Annotated in this window: 10 protein-coding genes and 3 rRNA genes; 10 read left to right on the top strand and 3 right to left on the bottom strand. The window is 69.1% G+C overall.

The window, feature by feature from the left end; all coding sequences use genetic code 11:
- Window positions 1–38: 38 nt before the first annotated feature.
- Window positions 39–1,697 carry a PucR family transcriptional regulator gene (locus GXW83_RS27270; RefSeq protein WP_182445707.1) on the bottom strand — a complete coding sequence of 553 codons (1,659 nt, stop codon included), beginning with the start codon at window positions 1,695–1,697 and terminating at the stop codon, window positions 39–41.
- 217 nt (window positions 1,698–1,914) lie between these two features.
- Between GXW83_RS27270 and GXW83_RS27265 the strand changes: the two genes are divergently transcribed.
- From GXW83_RS27265 to rrf, 8 genes are all read left to right on the top strand, one after another.
- Complete coding sequence (locus GXW83_RS27265) at window positions 1,915–3,444, top strand: gamma-aminobutyraldehyde dehydrogenase (protein WP_182445706.1); 1,530 nt, start codon at window positions 1,915–1,917, stop codon at window positions 3,442–3,444.
- A 78-nt stretch (window positions 3,445–3,522) separates the two neighbouring features.
- Window positions 3,523–4,917, top strand: a complete 1,395-nt coding sequence (locus GXW83_RS27260) for an FAD-binding oxidoreductase (RefSeq protein WP_182445705.1) — start codon at window positions 3,523–3,525, stop codon at window positions 4,915–4,917.
- 250 nt (window positions 4,918–5,167) lie between these two features.
- Window positions 5,168–5,644 (top strand): hypothetical protein, encoded by a 477-nt coding sequence (locus GXW83_RS27255; protein WP_182445704.1) that lies wholly within the window; start codon window positions 5,168–5,170, stop codon window positions 5,642–5,644.
- Between the two features lie 122 nt (window positions 5,645–5,766).
- Window positions 5,767–7,290, top strand: a complete 1,524-nt coding sequence (locus tag GXW83_RS27250) for a CoA-acylating methylmalonate-semialdehyde dehydrogenase (protein ID WP_182445703.1) — start codon at window positions 5,767–5,769, stop codon at window positions 7,288–7,290.
- A gap of 110 nt (window positions 7,291–7,400) precedes the next feature.
- Complete coding sequence (locus GXW83_RS27245) at window positions 7,401–7,877, top strand: TetR family transcriptional regulator C-terminal domain-containing protein (protein ID WP_182445702.1); 477 nt, start codon at window positions 7,401–7,403, stop codon at window positions 7,875–7,877.
- 492 nt (window positions 7,878–8,369) lie between these two features.
- Window positions 8,370–9,888, top strand: a 16S ribosomal RNA gene (locus GXW83_RS27240).
- A gap of 312 nt (window positions 9,889–10,200) precedes the next feature.
- A 23S ribosomal RNA gene (locus tag GXW83_RS27235) occupies window positions 10,201–13,325 on the top strand.
- 87 nt (window positions 13,326–13,412) lie between these two features.
- A 5S ribosomal RNA gene (gene rrf / locus GXW83_RS27230) occupies window positions 13,413–13,529 on the top strand.
- Together the 16S, 23S and 5S rRNA genes form the textbook arrangement of a ribosomal RNA operon.
- Before the next feature lie 90 nt (window positions 13,530–13,619).
- Here rrf and GXW83_RS27225 read toward each other — a convergent pair.
- Both GXW83_RS27225 and gabT read right to left on the bottom strand, forming a co-directional pair.
- Window positions 13,620–14,447 (bottom strand): phosphatase PAP2 family protein, encoded by an 828-nt coding sequence (locus GXW83_RS27225; RefSeq protein WP_182445701.1) that lies wholly within the window; start codon window positions 14,445–14,447, stop codon window positions 13,620–13,622.
- A 94-nt stretch (window positions 14,448–14,541) separates the two neighbouring features.
- Entirely contained in the window at window positions 14,542–15,912 is a 1,371-nt protein-coding gene (gabT, locus tag GXW83_RS27220) for a 4-aminobutyrate--2-oxoglutarate transaminase (RefSeq protein WP_182445700.1), read from the bottom strand.
- A 242-nt stretch (window positions 15,913–16,154) separates the two neighbouring features.
- Between gabT and GXW83_RS27215 the strand changes: the two genes are divergently transcribed.
- Window positions 16,155–18,365 carry an ATP-binding protein gene (locus GXW83_RS27215; protein ID WP_225447283.1) on the top strand — a complete coding sequence of 737 codons (2,211 nt, stop codon included), beginning with the start codon at window positions 16,155–16,157 and terminating at the stop codon, window positions 18,363–18,365.
- Window positions 18,366–18,523: 158 nt separating this feature from the next.
- Entirely contained in the window at window positions 18,524–20,218 is a 1,695-nt protein-coding gene (locus tag GXW83_RS27210) for a PucR family transcriptional regulator (RefSeq protein ID WP_182445699.1), read from the top strand.
- Window positions 20,219–20,377 lie beyond the last annotated feature (159 nt).

Here is a 20,377-nt window from a genome sequence, read left to right as displayed (position 1 = left end):
CGTATGAATACACGAAAACGCAGCACGTGCCGTGCGGTTCAGCGCCGCACGGCGTCCAGCGACAGCAGCGCCACGTGCAGCGACAGGCAGGACTCGACCTGGTCCAGATCCACCCCCAGCACCCGCTCCACCTTGTGCAGCCGGTCGTAGAACGACGGCCGGGAGAGGTGCGCCGCGTCCGCCGCCGCCGACTTGTTGCGGCCCTGTTCCAGGTAGATCCGCAGCATCTGGATCAACTGGCTGTTGTGCTCCGCGTCGTAGGCCAGCAGCGGCCCCAACTCCCGCTCCACGTACGTCTGCAGCCGGGCGTCGTCGCGCAGCAGGTGCAGCAGGCCGCGCAGCCGGACGTCGGGCAGCCGGTAGTACGAGGCCGAACGCGCCCCCGGCGCGGGGGAGTCGTGCAGCGCCGCGTCGGCGACCTGGGTGGCCTCCACCAGCGTCCGCCGGGCGTCGCGGACCGAGCCCACCGAGGAGCCGACCGCGATCACCGGCTCCAGCTCCTCCGCCTCCAGCGCCAGCCGCCGCAGCGAGGAGGCGAACCCCTCCAGCGCCACATGCTCGTCGTCGCGCGGGCCCAGCGACACCAGCAGCCCCACCGCCTCGTCGTCCAGCGCGCCGACCAGCGCCGTCAGCCGCTTCTCGCGGACGGCCGCCGCCGCCGTCTCGGTGAAGTCCCGCAGCCGGGCCTGGGCCTCCAGCGCCGCCGGGGCGGGCCCGTGCCGCTGCCGCAGCACCACGCCCACCAGCCGGCGGCCCTCCAGCGGCACCCCCAGCGCATTGGCGCGCAGCGCCACCTCGGACACGGTCAGCGCGTGCGTGAGGATCCCGGACAGCAGCGTGCGATGGGTCTGCCGCTCCAGGCTCTCCCGGTCCCGCACCAGCAGCCGGTTCAGCGCCAGCGTCGCCGCCGCCCGCTCCAGCAGCATGGTGTGCCGGTGCGAGGCGGTCTCCGGGGCGGCGTCCTCCTGCGCCGAGCTGGGCGCGCCGACCAGCACCAGCCGCCCCCAGTCGTGCCCGCGCGCCCCCACCTGGGTGACCAGCCAGCCGGTGCGCGGATCGTGCCCGGTGCGCCCGGTCGGCCGGATACCGCGCGAACGCGACTCCCAGCCCGCCAGCAGCACCTGCGCGTTCTGCCCGGCCGTGTCGTACGCCAGCACCTGGTGCGAGAGGTTCTCCAGCACGACCGGCGCCTCGGCCATCCGCGACACCTGCTGCACCACCTCGACCGGCTCCGCGCCCTCCACCGCCAGCTCGTTGAAGATCTGGTGGATCGCCTCGGACGACCGCAGCTCCTCCAGCTGCTCGTTCACCACCAGCGCGTGCACCGCCTCGGTCACCGCCACGAAGCGCAGCTCCCGCCGCAGCACGATCAGCGGCAGCCCGCGCTGCTCGGCGGCGTGCACCAGGGCCCGTGGCAGGCTGTCGAAGTAGCGCCGCCCGAACTCCACGACCAGCCCGGCCGCGCCCACGTCGGCCAGCTCCCGGACGTACCGGGCCAGCCCCTCGCGGTCCTCCGGCAGCGCGATGCCGGTGGTCAGGATCAGCTCCCCGCCCTGCAGCACCCCGGCCACGTCCGACAGCTCGCTGACGTGCACCCAGCGCACCGGACGCTCCAGGTGCTCCTTGCCGGCGACGACCTCGGGCAGGCCGCGGCTGACCACTTCCAGGTCCAGGACACGGGCGAGGGTGGGGAACAAAGCGGCCTCCAGGAGGGGGAACGGACCCCTTCATGGTGTCAGGTCGACGCGACATGCGGGCAACGAGGTGTCGCCCATCGTCCCGCTTCCAGGGTGTAATGCGGGTAACGATCTGCCTTACGCCTCGTTGCTTGCTCGATTCACTCGGGGCGAGGCATCGTCGCAGGGTGGGCAGCCTGCCCTTGCTGTCCGATCAGCTGTGCGCCTGGAGGAAGAGATGGACCAGTCCATTGTCGGCAACCGCTTCGAGGCGGGGGCCCAGTACCTCGACGGGGCGCTGCGCGAGGGCACCGGGGCGGGGACCTTCGACGTCACCAACCCCGCCGACGGCAGCCTGGTCCAGCGGGTGCGGCTGGCCTCCACCGAGGACGTGGACACCGCGGTCGCCGCCGCCGTCCGGGCGTACCCCGAGTGGGCCGGCAGCACCCCGGGCGCCCGCTCCGAGGCGCTGCTCAAGCTCTCCGGCATCCTCGCCGAGCGCGCCGACGACTTCGCCCGGGTCGAGAGCGCCCAGACCGGCAAGCCGATCAAGCTCACCACCGAGTTCGACGTGCCCGGCACGGTCGACAACACCGCCTTCTTCGCCGGGGCCGCCCGCAACCTGGAGGGCAAGGCCGCCGGCGAGTACTCCGGCGACCACACCTCCTCGATCCGCCGCGAGCCCATCGGCGTCGTCGGCTCCATCTCGCCGTGGAACTACCCGCTGCAGATGGCCGCCTGGAAGATCCTCCCGGCCATCGCCGCGGGCAACACCATCGTCCTCAAGCCCGCCGAGCTGACCCCGCTGACCTCGCTGATGTTCGCGCAGGCCTGCACCGACGCGGGCATCCCGGACGGCGTGGTCAACGTCGTCACCGGCGCCGGACGGGTCGCGGGCGAACACCTGGTGGGCCACCCGGACGTGTCCATGGTGTCGTTCACCGGCTCCACCGGCGTCGGCAAGCGGGTCGGCGAGGTCGCCGTCCAGGGCGTCAAGCGCACCCACCTGGAGCTCGGCGGCAAGGCCCCGTTCGTGGTCTTCGACGACGCCGACCTCGAAGCCGCCGTCCACGGCGCCGTCGCCGGCTCGCTGATCAACACCGGCCAGGACTGCACCGCCGCCACCCGCGCCTACGTCCAGCGCCCGCTGTTCGACGACTTCGTCGCGGGCGCCGCCGAACTGTTCGACGCGATCCGCCTCGGCGACCCGTTCAACCCGCAGACCGACCTCGGCCCGCTGGTCTCGCTGCGGCAGCGCGACAGCGTCGCCGGCTTCGTCGAGCGCGCCCGCGGCTACGGCGCCACCATCGCCGCCGGCGGCTACGCCCCCGACAAGGGCCACGACGGCAGCGACCTCTCCACCGGCGCCTTCTACCGCCCCACGCTGATCACCGGCGTCGGCCAGGACGCCGAGGTCGTGCAGAACGAGATCTTCGGCCCGGTCCTGGTCGTCCTGCCGTTCGACAGCGACGAGGAGGGCCTGCGGCTCGCCAACGACACCCCCTACGGCCTGGCCGCCTCCGCCTGGACCCGCGACGTCTACCGCTCGCTGCGCGCCACCCGCGAGATCAAGGCCGGATGCGTCTGGATCAACGACCACATCCCGATCATCAGCGAGATGCCGCACGGCGGATACAAGGCGTCCGGCTACGGCAAGGACATGTCGCAGTACTCGCTGGACGAGTACACGCAGGTCAAGCACGTGATGCAGGACATCACGGCGGTCGCCCGCAAGGACTGGCACCGCACCGTCTTCGGCGACCGCTGAGCCGCAGCACCCCGTCGGCCACCCCCGGCAACCAACCCCCCCACAGCGCCCGACGGCGCATCAGAAAGCAGTGAGAGCATGGAATCGGCCCATTCCCTTGCCGACGTCCAGTACACCTCCTTCTGGCTGGCCGACCCCGGCCGGCCCGAGGCCCTGCCCGCGCTGACCGGTGACACCAGTTGCGACCTGCTGGTCGTCGGCGGCGGCTACACCGGCCTGTGGACCGCGTTGGTCGCCAAGGAGCGGGATCCCGCCCGCGACGTCGTCCTCGTCGAAGGCCAGGAGGTCGGCTGGGCCGCCTCCGGCCGCAACGGCGGCTTCTGCGCCGCCAGCCTCACCCACGGCTTCTTCAACGGCCTGGAGCGCTGGCCCGAGGAGCTGCGCACGCTGGAGCGCCTCGGCCACGAGAACCTCCAGGCCATCGAGGACGCCGTCAAGCGCTACGGCATCGACTGCGACTGGGAGCGCACCGGCGAGCTGGACGTCGCCACCGAGCCGCACCAGGTCGAGGAGCTGCGCGAGGGCGCCGCGCAGATGGTCGAGTACGGCCTGAACGCCGAGTTCCTGGACGCCGAGGCGGTGCGCGCCGAGGTCGACTCGCCGACCTTCCTCGCCGGGCTGTGGGACAAGGACGGCGTGGCCATGGTCCACCCGGCCAAGCTCGCCTGGGGCCTCAAGCGCGCCTGTACCGAGCTGGGCGTGCGGATCTACGAGCACACCCCCGCCACCGACCTCGCCGAGAGCGGCGCGGGCATGGCCGTACGCACCCCGTACGGCCGGGTGTTCGCCCGGCACGTCGCGCTCGGCACCAACATCTTCCCCAACCTGGTCAAGCGGGTCCGCCCGTTCCTCGCCCCGGTCTACGACTTCGCGCTGATGACCGAGCCGCTCACGGACGAGCAGCTGGCCTCCATCGGCTGGAAGAACCGCCAGGGCCTGGGCGACTGCAACAACCAGTTCCACTACTTCCGGATCTCCGCCGACAACCGCATCCTCTGGGGCGGCTACGACGCGATCTACCACTACGGCGGCAAGGTACGCGCCGAGTACGACCACCGCCCGGAGACCTACGAGAAGCTCGCCGGGCACTTCTTCACGGCCTTCCCGCAGCTCGCGGGCGTGAAGTTCAGCCACGCCTGGGGCGGCGCCATCGACACCTGCAGCCGCTTCTCCGCCTTCTTCGGCACCGCGCACAAGGGCCGGGTCTCCTACGCCGTCGGCTACACCGGCCTCGGCGTCGGCGCCACCCGCTTCGGCGCCGAGGTCATGCTCGACCTCCTCGCCGGGGAGCGCACCGAGCGCACCGAGCTGGAGATGGTGAAGAGCAAGCCGCTGCCCTTCCCACCGGAGCCGGTGAAGTGGGCCGGCATCAGCATCACCAAGTGGTCGTTGGACCGCGCCGACCACAACGCCGGCAAGCGCAACCTCTGGCTCAAGGCCATGGACGCCCTCGGCCTCGGCTTCGACAGCTGACCGTGCCCGCCGCGCGGACTGCCCCGATGCCCGTGGCGACCGCTCTGGCGTGATCGTGGCGCGTACCCCTAGCGGGTGCGCGCCACTTTCGCATCCTTACGCTCCTTCTCGCCCCCGCGCCCCCGCCCCCGGCAGAGGATGTCGGCGATACCCGCGTAAGAGTCGGACGGCAAGCCGCTCTCTCTTGTTGACACCCGGTCCAGTACCGGGCGCCGACCGAGGGAAGCGGAGGGCGGAAGCTATGGGAACCATGGACGCGAGGGGGGCTGTCGAATGGCTGGCAGCCGCCGCGCCCGATCCGGAGACCTGCCGCTGGGAGTGGGAGCGGAGCCGCACCGGCATCGCCCTGCTCCCGGCCGGGCGGATCTGGGACGTGCTGATAGTGCCGGGACTCCTGGGGCGGCTCGCCGCAGACGTCCTGATGCGCCTGGTCGTCGAGCCCGGGCCGGTGCTGGCGGACTTCGGCGACTTCCGGGTCGGCTTCTTCGTCCCCCCGGGAACCGCCGCCCGCTGGGTCGGCACCGGGGTGCGTACCGCCGGGCAGGGCACCTGGCTGGCCGTCCCCTACCCGGGACGCACCGGCCGGGGGCTGCGCTGGCTGGTGCCGCCGGACGGCAGCGGCGTCCTCAACGATCCCGCCCTGCTGGAACTGGCCATGCACGAGGCGGCCGCGCTGCTGGCGGGCGGCACCGGGGCCGTCTCCGGCGGGGAACCCGACGGGGTGTAAGGGCAAAACGAAATCCGCCGACAGCCTGCTGATTGAGTGCCGTGTCCGCGCGTCACAGAATGGACAGTGCGCGGCACTCGCTCTGTGACCCCTCTGTGCCCGCCCGATCTCGGAGGCAGACGTTGAGCAAGCACATCACCCACTGGATCGGCGGCCGTCAGGTCGCCACTGCGGGCAGCGCCCCGCGCCGCGGTGACATCTTCGACCCGGCGACCGGGCAGGTCAGCGGCCAGGTCGACTTCGCCGCCATCGCGGACGTGGACGCCGCCGTGAGCGCCGCCGTAGGGGCCTTCGCATCCTGGCGCAGTGCCTCCATCGCCAAGCGCACCACGGTGCTCTTCAACTTCCGCGAGCTGCTCAACGCCCGCAAGGACGAGCTGGCCGCGATCATCGTCGCCGAGCACGGCAAGGTGCACTCCGACGCCCTCGGCGAGATCGCCCGCGGCCAGGAGGTCGTCGAGTACGCCTGCGGCATCCCGCAGCTGATCAAGGGCGGCTTCTCCGAGCAGGCGTCCACCGGCGTCGACGTCTACTCGATCCGCCAGGCCCTCGGCCCGGTGGCGATCATCTCGCCGTTCAACTTCCCGGCGATGGTCCCGATGTGGTTCTTCCCGATCGCCATCGCGGCGGGCAACACCGTCGTCCTCAAGCCCTCCGAGAAGGACCCCTCGGCCGCCAACTTCATCGCCGAGCTGTGGAAGGAAGCGGGCCTGCCCGACGGCGTCTTCAACGTCGTCCACGGCGACAAGGTGGCCGTGGACCGCCTGCTGGAGCACCCGGACGTGAAGTCCGTATCCTTCGTCGGCTCCACCCCGATCGCCCGCTACGTCTACGAGACCGGCACCCGCTACGGCAAGCGCGTCCAGGCCCTCGGCGGAGCCAAGAACCACATGCTGGTCCTGCCCGACTCGGACCTGGACCTCGCCGCCGACTCCGCGATCAACGCGGGCTTCGGCGCGGCCGGCGAGCGCTGCATGGCCATCTCCGTGCTGGTGGCCGTCGACCCGATCGGCGACGAGCTGGTCGAGAAGATCAAGCAGCGCATGGCCACCCTGAAGGTCGGCCCCGGCTGCAACGGCGACTCGGACATGGGCCCGCTGGTCACCGGCGTGCACCGGGACAAGGTCACCTCCTACCTGGAGTCCGGTGTCGCCGACGGCGCCGAGCTGGCCGTGGACGGCCGCAAGCACCCGGTCACCGCCGAGGACCGCAACGGCTCGCCGACCGCCGACGGCTTCTGGCTCGGCCCGACCCTGTTCGACCACGTCAAGCCCGGCATGTCGGTCTACAACGACGAGATCTTCGGCCCGGTCCTGTCGGTCGTCCGCGTCTCCTCCTACGAGGAGGGCCTGGAGCTGATCAACAGCAACCCGTACGGCAACGGCACCGCCATCTTCACCAACGACGGCGGCGCGGCCCGGCGCTTCCAGAACGAGGTCGAGGTCGGCATGGTCGGCATCAACGTGCCGATCCCGGTCCCGGTCGCGTACTACTCCTTCGGCGGCTGGAAGGCGTCGCTGTTCGGCGACGCCCACGCCTACGGCGCCGACGGCGTCAACTTCTTCACCCGCGGCAAGGCCGTGACCTCCCGCTGGCTCGACCCGAGCCACGGCGGCCTGAACCTGGGCTTCCCCACCAACGCCTGACCCGCGACAGCCCCGCGAAGGGCCCGGCCCGGAGGTGCATGTCTGCTACCTCCGGCCGGGCCTTTCCGCTGCCCCGACATCCGCGGGGTGTGTCGGTCTAGCGTTGCCGTATGGCCAAACCGCGCAACCCCGGCGACCGCACGCCCGAGAGCAGGCTGCGCCCCTCCGCCGCGTCCGTCCTGCAGGCGGCCGGCGAACTCGGCGCCCAACTGAGCGAGGCCCTCGGCCACGCCGCCGACCCGGTCACCGGAATCGTCACCATGGGCGCCCTGTTCGCCCGACCCCTGGCCGAATCCGGCTACCGCGACGGATGCCTGGTGGCCACGGGCGTCATGGAGGCCTCCGGCGAGAACGAGGAACTGCGCACGGCCTGCCTGAGCGCCTACAGCGGCTGGCTCAACGGACTCACCCTGTGCTTGCAGGACTGGGGCGTACCGCGAGCGGAGGCCGGTCCGCTCGCCGAGCTCGTCCTCTCCGGAATCGAGGGCGCGCTGCTGCTGGCCAAGGCCCGCCAGGACTGCGCGCCCATCCACACCGTCACCGCCCGCCTGGGCGCGCTGGTCGCGGCGGCGGCCGAGCCGGTTTGACTTCGTCCGGTGGGATGCGTAGTGTCCTGCGGGTTGCCCTGCGAACGCAGCGGGTGCGACCCATCCCCTGATTCAGATTCCGTACGGTCTTCTTTGGCGTGCGCTTTTCCGGGAATGGTTGGTAAATCGGTGGAATTCGCGTCGATGGCGTGGTTCCGCTAGAGTTTCACTCGTCGGAACGGGCCGGAAACGGCGTGGGACGGCGGGAAATCGGGCCGGAAACGGTCTGGTAGGCTTCATAACGAAGAACGAAGCGCCCGGAGAGACCGGTGAAAGGGTCTTGAAGGAAGCGTCCGTTCCTTGAGAACTCAACAGCGTGCCAAAAGTCAACGCCAGATATGTTGATACCCCGTCCGTTTTTGGACGTGGTTCCTTTGATGCACAAAACACTAGCGAGGACGCAGTGCACGAGGTCGGCTGTTCCGCTGACTGTCGTGCCGCTCTTTCGCGGGTGGTATCCCGCGCTTTTAATTAAGCACAGTCGGGAAATCATTCACGGAGAGTTTGATCCTGGCTCAGGACGAACGCTGGCGGCGTGCTTAACACATGCAAGTCGAACGGTGAAGCCCTTCGGGGTGGATCAGTGGCGAACGGGTGAGTAACACGTGGGCAACCTGCCCCAGATTCTGGGACAACACCGGGAAACCGGTGCTAATACCGGATACGACGCATCTCCGCATGGGGTGTGCGTGGAAAGCTCCGGCGATCTGGGATGGGCCCGCGGCCTATCAGCTTGTTGGTGGGGTGATGGCCTACCAAGGCGACGACGGGTAGCCGGCCTGAGAGGGCGACCGGCCACACTGGGACTGAGACACGGCCCAGACTCCTACGGGAGGCAGCAGTGGGGAATATTGCACAATGGGCGAAAGCCTGATGCAGCGACGCCGCGTGAGGGATGACGGCCTTCGGGTTGTAAACCTCTTTCAGCAGGGAAGAAGCGCAAGTGACGGTACCTGCAGAAGAAGCACCGGCTAACTACGTGCCAGCAGCCGCGGTAATACGTAGGGTGCGAGCGTTGTCCGGAATTATTGGGCGTAAAGAGCTCGTAGGCGGCTTGTCGCGTCGGATGTGAAAGCCCGGGGCTTAACTCCGGGTCTGCATTCGATACGGGCAGGCTAGAGTGTGGTAGGGGAGATCGGAATTCCTGGTGTAGCGGTGAAATGCGCAGATATCAGGAGGAACACCGGTGGCGAAGGCGGATCTCTGGGCCATTACTGACGCTGAGGAGCGAAAGCGTGGGGAGCGAACAGGATTAGATACCCTGGTAGTCCACGCCGTAAACGTTGGGAACTAGGTGTGGGTCACATTCCACGTGGTCCGCGCCGCAGCTAACGCATTAAGTTCCCCGCCTGGGGAGTACGGCCGCAAGGCTAAAACTCAAAGGAATTGACGGGGGCCCGCACAAGCAGCGGAGCATGTGGCTTAATTCGACGCAACGCGAAGAACCTTACCAAGGCTTGACATATACCGGAAACGGCCAGAGATGGTCGCCCCCTTGTGGTCGGTATACAGGTGGTGCATGGTTGTCGTCAGCTCGTGTCGTGAGATGTTGGGTTAAGTCCCGCAACGAGCGCAACCCTCGTTCTGTGTTGCCAGCGGGTTATGCCGGGGACTCACAGGAGACTGCCGGGGTCAACTCGGAGGAAGGTGGGGACGACGTCAAATCATCATGCCCCTTATGTCTTGGGCTGCACACGTGCTACAATGGCCGGTACAATGAGCTGCGATACCGCGAGGTGGAGCGAATCTCAAAAAGCCGGTCTCAGTTCGGATTGGGGTCTGCAACTCGACCCCATGAAGTCGGAGTTGCTAGTAATCGCAGATCAGCATTGCTGCGGTGAATACGTTCCCGGGCCTTGTACACACCGCCCGTCACGTCACGAAAGTCGGTAACACCCGAAGCCGGTGGCCTAACCCGCAAGGGAAGGAGCTGTCGAAGGTGGGACCAGCGATTGGGACGAAGTCGTAACAAGGTAGCCGTACCGGAAGGTGCGGCTGGATCACCTCCTTTCTAAGGAGCACTTCTTACCGCCTCTCGGCGGTCAAGGGGCCAGTTCATCGGCGAATGTCCGGTGCTGGTTGCTCATGGGTGGAACGTTGACTATTCGGCACGATCGGCTTGTCGCCGCTAGTACTGCATCTTTCGGGGTGTGTGGAACGCGGGGTCGGGTGGATCGGGTCGGGCACGTTGTTGGGTCCTGAGGGCACGGCCGTGAGGCTGGTCTTCAGTGCCGGCCCCAGTGAACTCTGTGAGCGTGTGCTCGTGGGGGTGATGGGTGGCTGGTCGTTGCTTGAGAACTGCACAGTGGACGCGAGCATCTGTGGCCAAGTTTTTAAGGGCGCACGGTGGATGCCTTGGCACTAGGAACCGATGAAGGACGTGGGAGGCCACGATAGGCCCCGGGGAGCTGTCAACCGAGCTTTGATCCGGGGGTGTCCGAATGGGGAAACCCGGCAGTCGTCATGGGCTGTCACCCGCTGCTGAACACATAGGCAGTGTGGAGGGAACGCGGGGAAGTGAAACATCTCAGTACCCGCAGGAAGAGAAAACAACCGTGATTCCGAGAGTAGTGGCGAGCGAAATCGGATGAGGCTAAACCGTTGTGGTGTGAGACCCGGCAGGGGTTGCCACTTCGGGGTCGTGGGAGAATTCTTGACCGGTCTGCCGGCCGGTCGGAGAGTCAGAAACCGTATGGGTAGTCGAAGGACATGCGAAAGGTCCGGCGTAGAGGGTAAGACCCCCGTAGACGAAACCTGTGCGGCTCTCTTGAGTTTTTCCCAAGTAGCACGGATCCCGTGAAACTCCGTGTGAATCTGGCGGGACCACCCGCTAAGCCTAAATATTCCCTAGTGACCGATAGCGGACAGTACCGTGAGGGAATGGTGAAAAGTACCGCGGGAGCGGAGTGAAATAGTACCTGAAACCGTGTGCCTACAAGCCGTGGGAGCGTCGCAGCGTGTGCTTGCACACAGCTGTCGTGACTGCGTGCCTTTTGAAGAATGAGCCTGCGAGTTTGCGGTGTGTTGCGAGGTTAACCCGTGTGGGGTAGCCGTAGCGAAAGCGAGTCCGAATAGGGCGGTTGAGTAGCGCGCCCAAGACCCGAAGCGGAGTGATCTAGCCATGGGCAGGTTGAAGCGCGGGTAAGACCGTGTGGAGGACCGAACCCACCAGGGTTGAAAACCTGGGGGATGACCTGTGGTTAGGGGTGAAAGGCCAATCAAACTCCGTGATAGCTGGTTCTCCCCGAAATGCATTTAGGTGCAGCGTCGTGTGTTTCTTGCCGGAGGTAGAGCACTGGATAGGCGATGGGCCCCACCGGGTTACTGACCTTAGCCAAACTCCGAATGCCGGTAAGTGAGAGCGCGGCAGTGAGACTGTGGGGGATAAGCTCCATGGTCGAGAGGGAAACAGCCCAGAACACCGGCTAAGGCCCCTAAGCGTGTGCTAAGTGGGAAAGGATGTGGAGTCGCAGAGACAACCAGGAGGTTGGCTTAGAAGCAGCCACCCTTTAAAGAGTGCGTAATAGCTCACTGGTCAAGTGATTCCGCGCCGACAATGTAGCGGGGCTCAAGTACACCGCCGAAGCCGTGTCATTGCAGTATTAACCCCTAACGGGGGCTGTGATGGGTAGGGGAGCGTCGTGTGCCGGGTGAAGCGGCGGCGGAAGCCAGTCGTGGACGGTATACGAGTGAGAATGCAGGCATGAGTAGCGATACAAGAGTGGGAAACTCTTGCGCCGATTGACCAAGGGTTCCTGGGTCAAGCTGATCTGCCCAGGGTAAGTCGGGACCTAAGGCGAGGCCGACAGGCGTAGTCGATGGACAACGGGTTGATATTCCCGTACCCGCTTTGAAGCGCCAACGTCGAACCTCTGGATGCTAAGCCCGTGAAGCCGTCTTGGATCCTTCGGGTGAAGAGGAGTGGTGGAGCCGGTGACCCAACAGGGTAGTAGGTGAGCGATGGGGTGACGCAGGAAGGTAGTCCAGCCCGGGCGGTGGTTGTCCCGGGGTAAGGGTGTAGGACGAACGGTAGGCAAATCCGCCGTTCACATAGTCTGAGACCTGATGCCGAGCCGATTGTGGTGAAGTGGATGATCCTATGCTGTCGAGAAAAGCCTCTAGCGAGTTTCATGGCGGCCCGTACCCCAAACCGACTCAGGTGGTCAGGTAGAGAATACCGAGGCGTTCGGGTGAACTATGGTTAAGGAACTCGGCAAAATGCCCCCGTAACTTCGGGAGAAGGGGGGCCGGTTGTGGTGATGGCACGTGCTGCCTGAGCTGTGGCCGGCCGCAGAGACCAGCGAGAAGCGACTGTTTACTAAAAACACAGGTCCGTGCGAAGCCGTAAGGCGATGTATACGGACTGACGCCTGCCCGGTGCTGGAACGTTAAGGGGACCGGTTAGCTGCGCTTCGGTGTGGCGAGGCTGAGAACTTAAGCGCCAGTAAACGGCGGTGGTAACTATAACCATCCTAAGGTAGCGAAATTCCTTGTCGGGTAAGTTCCGACCTGCACGAATGGCGTAACGACTTCTCGACTGTCTCAACCATAGGCCCGGTGAAATTGCATTACGAGTAAAGATGCTCGTTTCGCGCAGCAGGACGGAAAGACCCCGGGACCTTTACTATAGCTTGATATTGGTGTTCGGTTCGGCTTGTGTAGGATAGGTGGGAGACTGTGAAGCGGCCACGCCAGTGGTTGTGGAGTCGTCGTTGAAATACCACTCTGGTCGTGCTGGATGTCTAACCTGGGTCCGTGATCCGGATCAGGGACAGTGTCTGGTGGGTAGTTTAACTGGGGCGGTTGCCTCCTAAAATGTAACGGAGGCGCCCAAAGGTTCCCTCAGCCTGGTTGGCAATCAGGTGTTGAGTGTAAGTGCACAAGGGAGCTTGACTGTGAGACCGACGGGTCGAGCAGGTGCGAAAGCAGGGACTAGTGATCCGGCGGTGGCTTGTGGAAGCGCCGTCGCTCAACGGATAAAAGGTACCCCGGGGATAACAGGCTGATCTTCCCCAAGAGTCCATATCGACGGGATGGTTTGGCACCTCGATGTCGGCTCGTCGCATCCTGGGGCTGGAGTAGGTCCCAAGGGTTGGGCTGTTCGCCCATTAAAGCGGTACGCGAGCTGGGTTTAGAACGTCGTGAGACAGTTCGGTCCCTATCCGCTGCGCGCGCAGGAGTCTTGAGAAGGGCTGTCCCTAGTACGAGAGGACCGGGACGGACGAACCTCTGGTGTGCCAGTTGTCCTGCCAAGGGCATGGCTGGTTGGCTACGTTCGGGAGGGATAACCGCTGAAAGCATCTAAGCGGGAAGCCTGCTTCGAGATGAGGACTCCCACCACCATCGAGTGGGTAAGGCTCCCAGTAGACGACTGGGTTGATAGGCCGGGTGTGGAAGCCCTGTGAGGGGTGGAGCTGACCGGTACTAATAGGCCGAGGGCTTGTCCATAGTTGCTACGCGTCCACTGTGTTGTTCTGAAGCAACGACCCCTTCCCGGGAGCGCATGCCGGGGAGTGCGGGTCAACTTCATAGTGTTTCGGTGGTCATAGCGTGAGGGAAACGCCCGGTTACATTCCGAACCCGGAAGCTAAGCCTCATAGCGCCGATGGTACTGCAAGGGGGACCTTGTGGGAGAGTAGGACACCGCCGAACAACCTTTCGTGAAAGGCCCTCTGACCTCGAGTCAGAGGGCCTTTCCGCATTCCCGGGCAGGTGCGCTCGGCTCGATTGTCGGTAGGCCGGTCAGCGGCGAGGGGCTCGGGGAGCCCAGCGGACCAGGCTCCACAGGATCGTGCCGGTGAGGCACCAGCCGGCGACGACGTCCAGGAACCAGTGGTAGTCGCGCCAGACCAGGGTGATCCCCACTCCCGTGCACAGGAACGCGGTGACCGTGTAGAGGCCGCGCCGCAGGCGGGCGGAGGCGCAGCCGAGGGCGAGCAGCCAGGCGGCGGTGCCGAGGCAGACGCCGGCGGTGCTGGTGTGCCCGGAGGGGAACCAGCCCCAGTCGCCGGGGCCGACCGGCTGGCCCTCGGGGCCCGGACGGCCGACCAAAATCTTGCCGGGGATGACCGTGGCGAAGAGGGCGGCTCCGGCGAGCGCGGCGCTGAGCAGGGGCTTCCAGGAGCGGGCCCGCAGGGTGGCGGCCAGGGTGGCGGCGACCAGCAGCGGGACCGCGATGCCGGAGCTGCCGAGGTCGGTCCACCCCTCGGCGAGGCTGTTGATCCAGCCGAAGGGGTTGTCGGCGACCAGGCGCAGCGTGGTGTGCCGGACGGCCCGGTCGACGGCGAGCAGCGGACCCTTGGTGACTACCTGTTCGGTGAGGACGCCGAGGAGGGTCAGCAGCGCGACCGGTAGCCAGATCGAGTTCAGGACATGGAGAAACCACCCCGGAGCAGGGGGGAGAGCTCCGGGGTGGTTCTGGTGATCGCCGGTCCGCTGAGCCCGGGGGTTTGAGCATGGCGGACGGTCGATCGGCTGAGGGGGTGCGGGCCTGGGCCCGCTGTGGTGTCCTCGGCGGTGTTTCGCCGGTGAGGGTCGGTCACCGGCGGGCGCTGCTTCTCCATCTGTCATGACAGTACGTCACTGAGGCGGGTCGGGCGGCTCACCTCACCCACCCGCCATCAGGTCCGCACACGTTCTTCACGCCCGGGTGTCGCCGCAGGGGTCAGATCCCGGCGAAGACGGTCTCCAGGATCTCCAGGCCCTCGGCGAGCAGGTGCTCGGGCATGACCAGTGGCGGCAGGAAGCGCAGCACGTTGCCGTAGGTGCCGGCGGTGAGGACCAGCAGGCCCTGGGCGTGGCAGGCCTTGGCGATGGCGGCGGTGACCTCGGGGTCGGGGTCCTTGCTGCCGGGCTTGACCAGCTCGACGGCGATCATGGCGCCGCGTCCGCGGACGTCGCCGATGATGTCGAACTTCTCCTGCATGGCGCGCAGCCGGGGCAGCATGGTCGCGCCGATGGCCTGGGCCTTGGCGTTGAGGTCCAGCTCCTTCATCGTCTCGATGGAGCCGAGCGCGGCGGCGCAGGCGACGGGGTTGCCGCCGTAGGTGCCGCCGAGGCCGCCGGCGTGGGCGGCGTCCATGATCTCGGCGCGGCCGGTGACGGCGGCGAGCGGGAGGCCGCCGGCGATGCCCTTGGCGGTGGTGATCAGGTCGGGGACGATGCCCTCGTCCTCGCAGGCGAACCACTGGCCGGTGCGGCAGAAGCCGGTCTGGATCTCGTCCGCGACGAAGACGATGCCGTTGGCGCGGGCGTACTCGACGATCGCGGGCAGGAAGCCCTTCGCGGGCTCGATGAAGCCGCCCTCGCCCTGGATGGGCTCGATCACGATCGCGGCGACGTTGTCCGCGCCGATCTGCTTGTTGATCATGTCGATGGCCTGCGCGGCGGCCTCGGCGGCGGAGTTGTCCGGGCCGGTCAGCCAGCGGTAGGGGTAGGCCACCGGGACGCGGTAGACCTCGGGCGCGAACGGGCCGAAGCCCTGCTTGTACGGCATGTTCTTCGCCGTCATGCCCATGGTGAGGTTGGTGCGGCCGTGGTAGCCGTGGTCGAAGACCACGACGGCGGTGCGCTTGGTGTAGGCGCGCGCGATCTTCACGGCGTTCTCCACCGCCTCGGCGCCCGAGTTGAACAGCGCGCTGCGCTTCTCGTGGTCGCCCGGGGTCAGCTCGTTGAGCTGCTCGGCGACGGCCACATAGCCCTCGTAGGGGGTGACCATGAAACAGGTGTGGGTGAACGCGGCGAGCTGGGCGGCCGCGCGGTCCACGACCGCCTGGGCGCTGTTGCCGACGTTCGTCACGGCGATGCCCGCACCGAAGTCGATCAGCGAGTTGCCGTCGACGTCCTCGACCACGCCGCCACCCGCGCGGGTGATGTAGACCGGCAGGGTGGTGCCGACGCCCGCGGCGACCGCGGCGAGCTTGCGCGCCTGCAGCTCCTGCGACTTCGGGCCGGGGATGGCGGTGACGATGCGGCGCTCCTGCGGGAGCGACGGGCCGCCGGGCAGCTGCCCGGCGCTGGACGGAGCAGCGCTCATGAGGTGTCTCCCAGAAAGAGGGGTGGGCTGGTACTGGCAGGCTACGACGGCGGGGATGGGGCCGCATACGCCGAAGGGGAGTGGAACGGCGGCGGAGTTGGCCCGCCCGGACATCGCCGACGCGCCGTCGGCCGGGGGCGTCGCCGCCGCCCGGGCCGCGTGCCTCTGCTCAGGGGGTGGCGCGCTGCACTAGATTGAGAGCTTTGGACGGGTGGGCGCGCGCGAGGAAGCGGGACTGCGTTATGTCACTGGAAGGCGCGCGGGAGCGGCAGGCCGGACAGCTGAGCGATCCGGAGTCGTACCCGCCACCCCCCAGCGGGAGTTCCGCCGCGGCACGCCCGGCCCCGCCATCGGCGGCGATCCCGCCGATGCCCTCGGCGCGGCCGCATGCGGGCGCGCCGCCGCGGCCCGGCTTCGACCTGGTCGGCTGGCTGTCGGCGCCCCGGCACACCGGTGCGCCCGGCGTGTACGGGCTGGGCCCGGCCCCCCGGACCAGGCACGAGCAGCAGGACGCCGACCCGGGCGTCCCCGGCTGGAAGCTGCTGCTGCGCGCGTTGCTCAACCTGGTGGTGGCCTGGGAGGTGTTCTACTACCTCGGCAGCATCGTCAGCGCGGAGCTGCACAGCCTGCTGATGCCGTACGTCGGCGACGGCTTCGGCCTGACGCTGACCACCTGGCTGGTGGACCTCGGCGAGATCGCGCTGCTGGTGAAGCTGTTCGGCGGGATGGGCCGCTGGCCGCTGGTCTGGCGGCGCTACGGCCTGCCGCCGGCGCGGGCCGTCGCCCGGCGGCTGGCCGGGGCGACCGAGGGCCGGGTGGCCATCCCGGTGCAGGGCGCGGCGCAGCCGCAGCCGGTCGACCCGTGGCGGGAGTTCCGGGCGCTGGCGCACCCGGAGGATCTGCGGCTGGTGGACCAGCAGACCGCGCAGGGCCTGGTGGCGGATGTGGACCACCAGCGGCTGAACCGGGCGCTGGAGTGCGTCCGGCACGACCCGGAGCGGCTGACGGCGTTGCTGGACGCGGTGCGCGACCACGGCGCCGCCGCCTGCGCCCACCCTTCCGGCGCGCGGGATCTGGCCGGGCGCGGCGCCCAGCACGACCTGCTGCTGCGTCAGGTGCTGCTGGGCACTGCCGAGGACGTGCCGAAGAACCCGGCCGAGTACCGGGGCACGCAGCTCGCCCTGGATCCGGTGCTGCTGGGCACCTCGCTGCTGGCGGTGGGTCCGGCCGGGACCGGCAAGACGGCGCGGCTGGCCCGCCCGGTCGCCGAGGCGCTGTGCCTTCAGGCACTGGCCGGGACGGCGGCCGTGGTGGTGGTCGGCTCGGACAGTGCCGACCTGGGCCCGGACTCCTGGTACGACGTGGTGATCGCGCCCGGCTCGGCGCACTCCCGCTACGGCCTGGACCTGTACGGCGGCGCGCGCTCGGCGGACGCCGCGGCCGCCCAGCTCGCCGACGCGCTGCTCCCGGACGAGCTGGCGCGGCGGGCGGACAGCGCCCGGCAGGCGCTGCAGCAGATCGTCGGCCCGTTCCGGGCGGCGTTCGGGCGGGCGCCGGGCGTGCGCGAGCTGTCGCTGCTGCTGCGTGGCGAGCCGGTGGCCTGGGAGGGGCTCCAGGATGCGCTGCACGCCGCCGAGCAGCTGGAGGAGTACCGGCACGAGCTGGCGCAGCGGGAGCGCACCCGGGGCCAGGCGGACGATCCGGGGGTGCTGCTGGCGGACCGGCTGGCGCTGCTGGACCGTCCGGCGTTCGCTGGCTGCTTCAACCCGTCGCGCTCGGGCCGGGCGGCCGTGTCCGGGCCGCAGCCGGACGAGAAGCCGCTGTTCGCCATGCACGCCCTGGACCACCCGCTGCGGGTGCGGGTGAAGCTGCCCGAGCACAGCCACCCGGAGGCGGCCCGGATCATGGCCCGGCTGGCGGTGGGGCAGTTCCTGCACGCGGCCGGCATCCGGCAGGACCGTTCGCTGTTCGCCGGGCTGGTCGTCGACGACGCGTCCACGGTGATCGACGCGCACACCGTGCGCGGGTTGCAGCGGCTGCGCGGCGCCCACGCCGGGGCGGTGCTGCTGCTGCGGACGCTGGTGGACCTGCCGGAGGCGCTGCGGGCGCCGCTGTTCGGCGCGGTCGGCGGGCGGATGGCGTTCCCGGGCATCGCGCCCTGGGACGGCACGCTGTTCGCCGAGACCTGGGGCGACGTCTGGGTGGACGAGCGGGACGTGACCCGCGCGCCGGACACCTCCGGCGGCTTCCTCAAGCGGACCTGGCGCGGGGCGCGGGCGGTGCTGGAGGGCGAGCGGGCGCACACCGAGAGCGTCACCACCCGGAGGGTGGAACGCCGCCGCTGGTCGCCCTCGGAGCTGGCGCAGGTGCTGCCGGGCGGCCATGCGGTGCTGTCGCTGACGGCGGTGGACGGCACGCCGGTCCCGCCGCTGCTGGTCGACCTGCGCGGCTGACGGCGGCGGGGTCGCCGGGCCGGGCGGGAACGGAAGTTCGAGGTCGCCCGGCGGGCACTGCGACGGTACGGCAGAATCGGGTGTGGCCGTTGTCCTCGACGGCCAGGAACCACAGCCGTCCGCAGCGCCGCGGTCGGCAGCCCGCCGTCGAAGGTGACATGACTTCCAAGAGCCCGGCAGCCCGGACCCCCCTCGCGCCCGCGACCAGCGTCACCCTGTCCGCCCTGGTGGCGATGGCGGGGCTGCACCTGACCGTGCTGGCCGGGCACGACCGGCTGGCCCGGCCGGTGCGCTGGGTGCACACCAGCGAGCTGGACGACCCGGCCCCCTACCTGGAGGGCGGCGAGCTGCTGCTCACCACCGGGCTGAAACTCGGCCGCAGCCGGGAGAAGCTGCGCCGCTACGTGCACCGGCTGGCCGACGCCGGGGTGGCCGGGCTGGGCTTCGGCATCGGGCTGACCTACGGCGAGGTGCCCGCGGCGCTGGTCGAGGCCGCTGAGGAGCGCGGGCTGCCGCTGCTCCAGGTGCCGCAGCCGACGCCGTTCATCGCCATCAGCAAGGCGGTGACCGCCGCGCTCGCCGCCGAGCAGTACCAGGCCGTCACCACCAGCTTCGAGGCCCAGGAGGAGCTGACCCGCGCGGCGCTGGGCAAGGACGGCACCGCCGCGCTGATCGGACGCCTGGCCGCCCGGCTCGGCGGTTGGGCGGCGCTGTACGACGCCTCGGGCGCGGTGGTGGCCGCCGCCCCGGACTGGGCGGTGCGCCGCGCCGGGCGGCTGCGGCCGGAGGTGGAGCGGCTGCGCAGCAGGCCCGCCCCGACCAGCGCGTCGCTCCAGGGCGGCCGTTGGAGCGACGGCCCGGTCGGCGCCGCCGTCACGGAGAAACAGCTGGAGCGGCAGCCGGAGCAGCAGGACCCGCCCGAGCCGGTGTCGGCGGCGGGGCAGCCGGGCCGACCCGAGCAGCCGGACGACCAGGCCGCCGGGGACTTCGTGGTGCTGCAGTCCCTCGGCGCGGACCGGCGGGCCCGGGGATTCCTGGCGGTCGGCACCGAGGACCGGCTGACCCCCGGCGAGCGCTACGTGCTGAACGCCGCCGTCGCGCTGCTGACGCTCACCCTGGAGCGCTCCCGGGACCTGCGCCGGGCCGAGGAGCGGATGCGCACGGCGCTGCTGCGGCTGGTCCTGGCCGGGGAGACCGGCACCGCCCGGGAGGTCGCCGGGGCGCTGCTGGGCGGCCTGCCCGAGGGCCAGGTCCGGGTGCTGGTCGCGGAGGGCGCTGGTATGGCCGCGCTGGGCGACCTGGCCGAGCAGTCCGCGATCCGGGCGGGCGAGCCGCTGCTGCTGGCGCCCGAGGGCGAGCGGCTGGTGCTGCTGGCGCTGGACGGCGGTGCGGTCCACATCGACTGCGTGGCCGCGGTCGAGGACCTCGACGCGGTGACCCTGGGCATCTCCGGCCCGACCGTCCCGGAGGCGGCCGGGGCCGCCTACACCCAGGCCGAGCGGGCGCTGGCAGTGGCGCAGCGCAGCGGTCGGCACAGTGTGGACCACGACGAGGTGGGCAGCGGCTCGCTGTTCCCGCTGCTTGCCAACGAGGCGGTGCTGGCCTTCTCCGACGGCCTGCTGCGTCCGCTGCGCGAGCACGACAGGTCCGCCCGCGGCGATCTGGAGGCCAGCCTGTACGCCTGGCTGTCGCGGCACGGCCAGTGGGACGCGGCCGCGGCCGACCTGGGCGTGCACCGGCACACCCTGCGTTACCGGATGCGCCGGGTGGAGGAGCTGCTGGGCCGCTCGCTGGACGACGCCGACGTCCGGATGGAGCTGTGGCTGGCGCTGCGGGCCCGCAACGCGGGGTGACCCCTGCGCCGGGTGGTCCGGCGCCCGGGCGGTCCCGTGCCCGGGCGGTGACAGGCCAGTCCGTACTGCCGCCGGGCCCCAGTACTACGTAACGGACAAGCAACAGCCCGGCCCTGGCGTCCTACCGTGGAGGCAGACATTCCCACCCCCGGCCGGCTC

The sequence above is a fragment of the Streptacidiphilus sp. PB12-B1b genome (assembly GCF_014084125.1).
In the GTDB taxonomy this organism is placed as follows: Bacteria; Actinomycetota; Actinomycetes; order Streptomycetales; family Streptomycetaceae; genus Streptacidiphilus.
The sequence above is the reverse complement of the archived record's forward strand: the minus strand, read 5'-3'. Positions and strand labels throughout refer to the sequence as shown.

Bases quoted from the DNA above. Each gene is read 5' to 3' on its own strand.
- GXW83_RS27265 (WP_182445706.1), top strand. From the start codon at position 1,915: ATGGACCAGTCCATTGTCGGCAACCGCTTCGAGGCGGGGGCCCAGTAC.
- GXW83_RS27260 (WP_182445705.1), top strand. From the start codon at position 3,523: ATGGAATCGGCCCATTCCCTTGCCGACGTCCAGTACACCTCCTTCTGG.
- GXW83_RS27255 (WP_182445704.1), top strand. From the start codon at position 5,168: ATGGACGCGAGGGGGGCTGTCGAATGGCTGGCAGCCGCCGCGCCCGAT.
- GXW83_RS27245 (WP_182445702.1), top strand. From the start codon at position 7,401: ATGGCCAAACCGCGCAACCCCGGCGACCGCACGCCCGAGAGCAGGCTG.
- GXW83_RS27225 (WP_182445701.1), bottom strand. From the start codon at position 14,447: ATGACAGATGGAGAAGCAGCGCCCGCCGGTGACCGACCCTCACCGGCG.
- gabT (WP_182445700.1), bottom strand. From the start codon at position 15,912: ATGAGCGCTGCTCCGTCCAGCGCCGGGCAGCTGCCCGGCGGCCCGTCG.
- GXW83_RS27215 (WP_225447283.1), top strand. From the start codon at position 16,155: ATGTCACTGGAAGGCGCGCGGGAGCGGCAGGCCGGACAGCTGAGCGAT.
- GXW83_RS27210 (WP_182445699.1), top strand. From the start codon at position 18,524: ATGACTTCCAAGAGCCCGGCAGCCCGGACCCCCCTCGCGCCCGCGACC.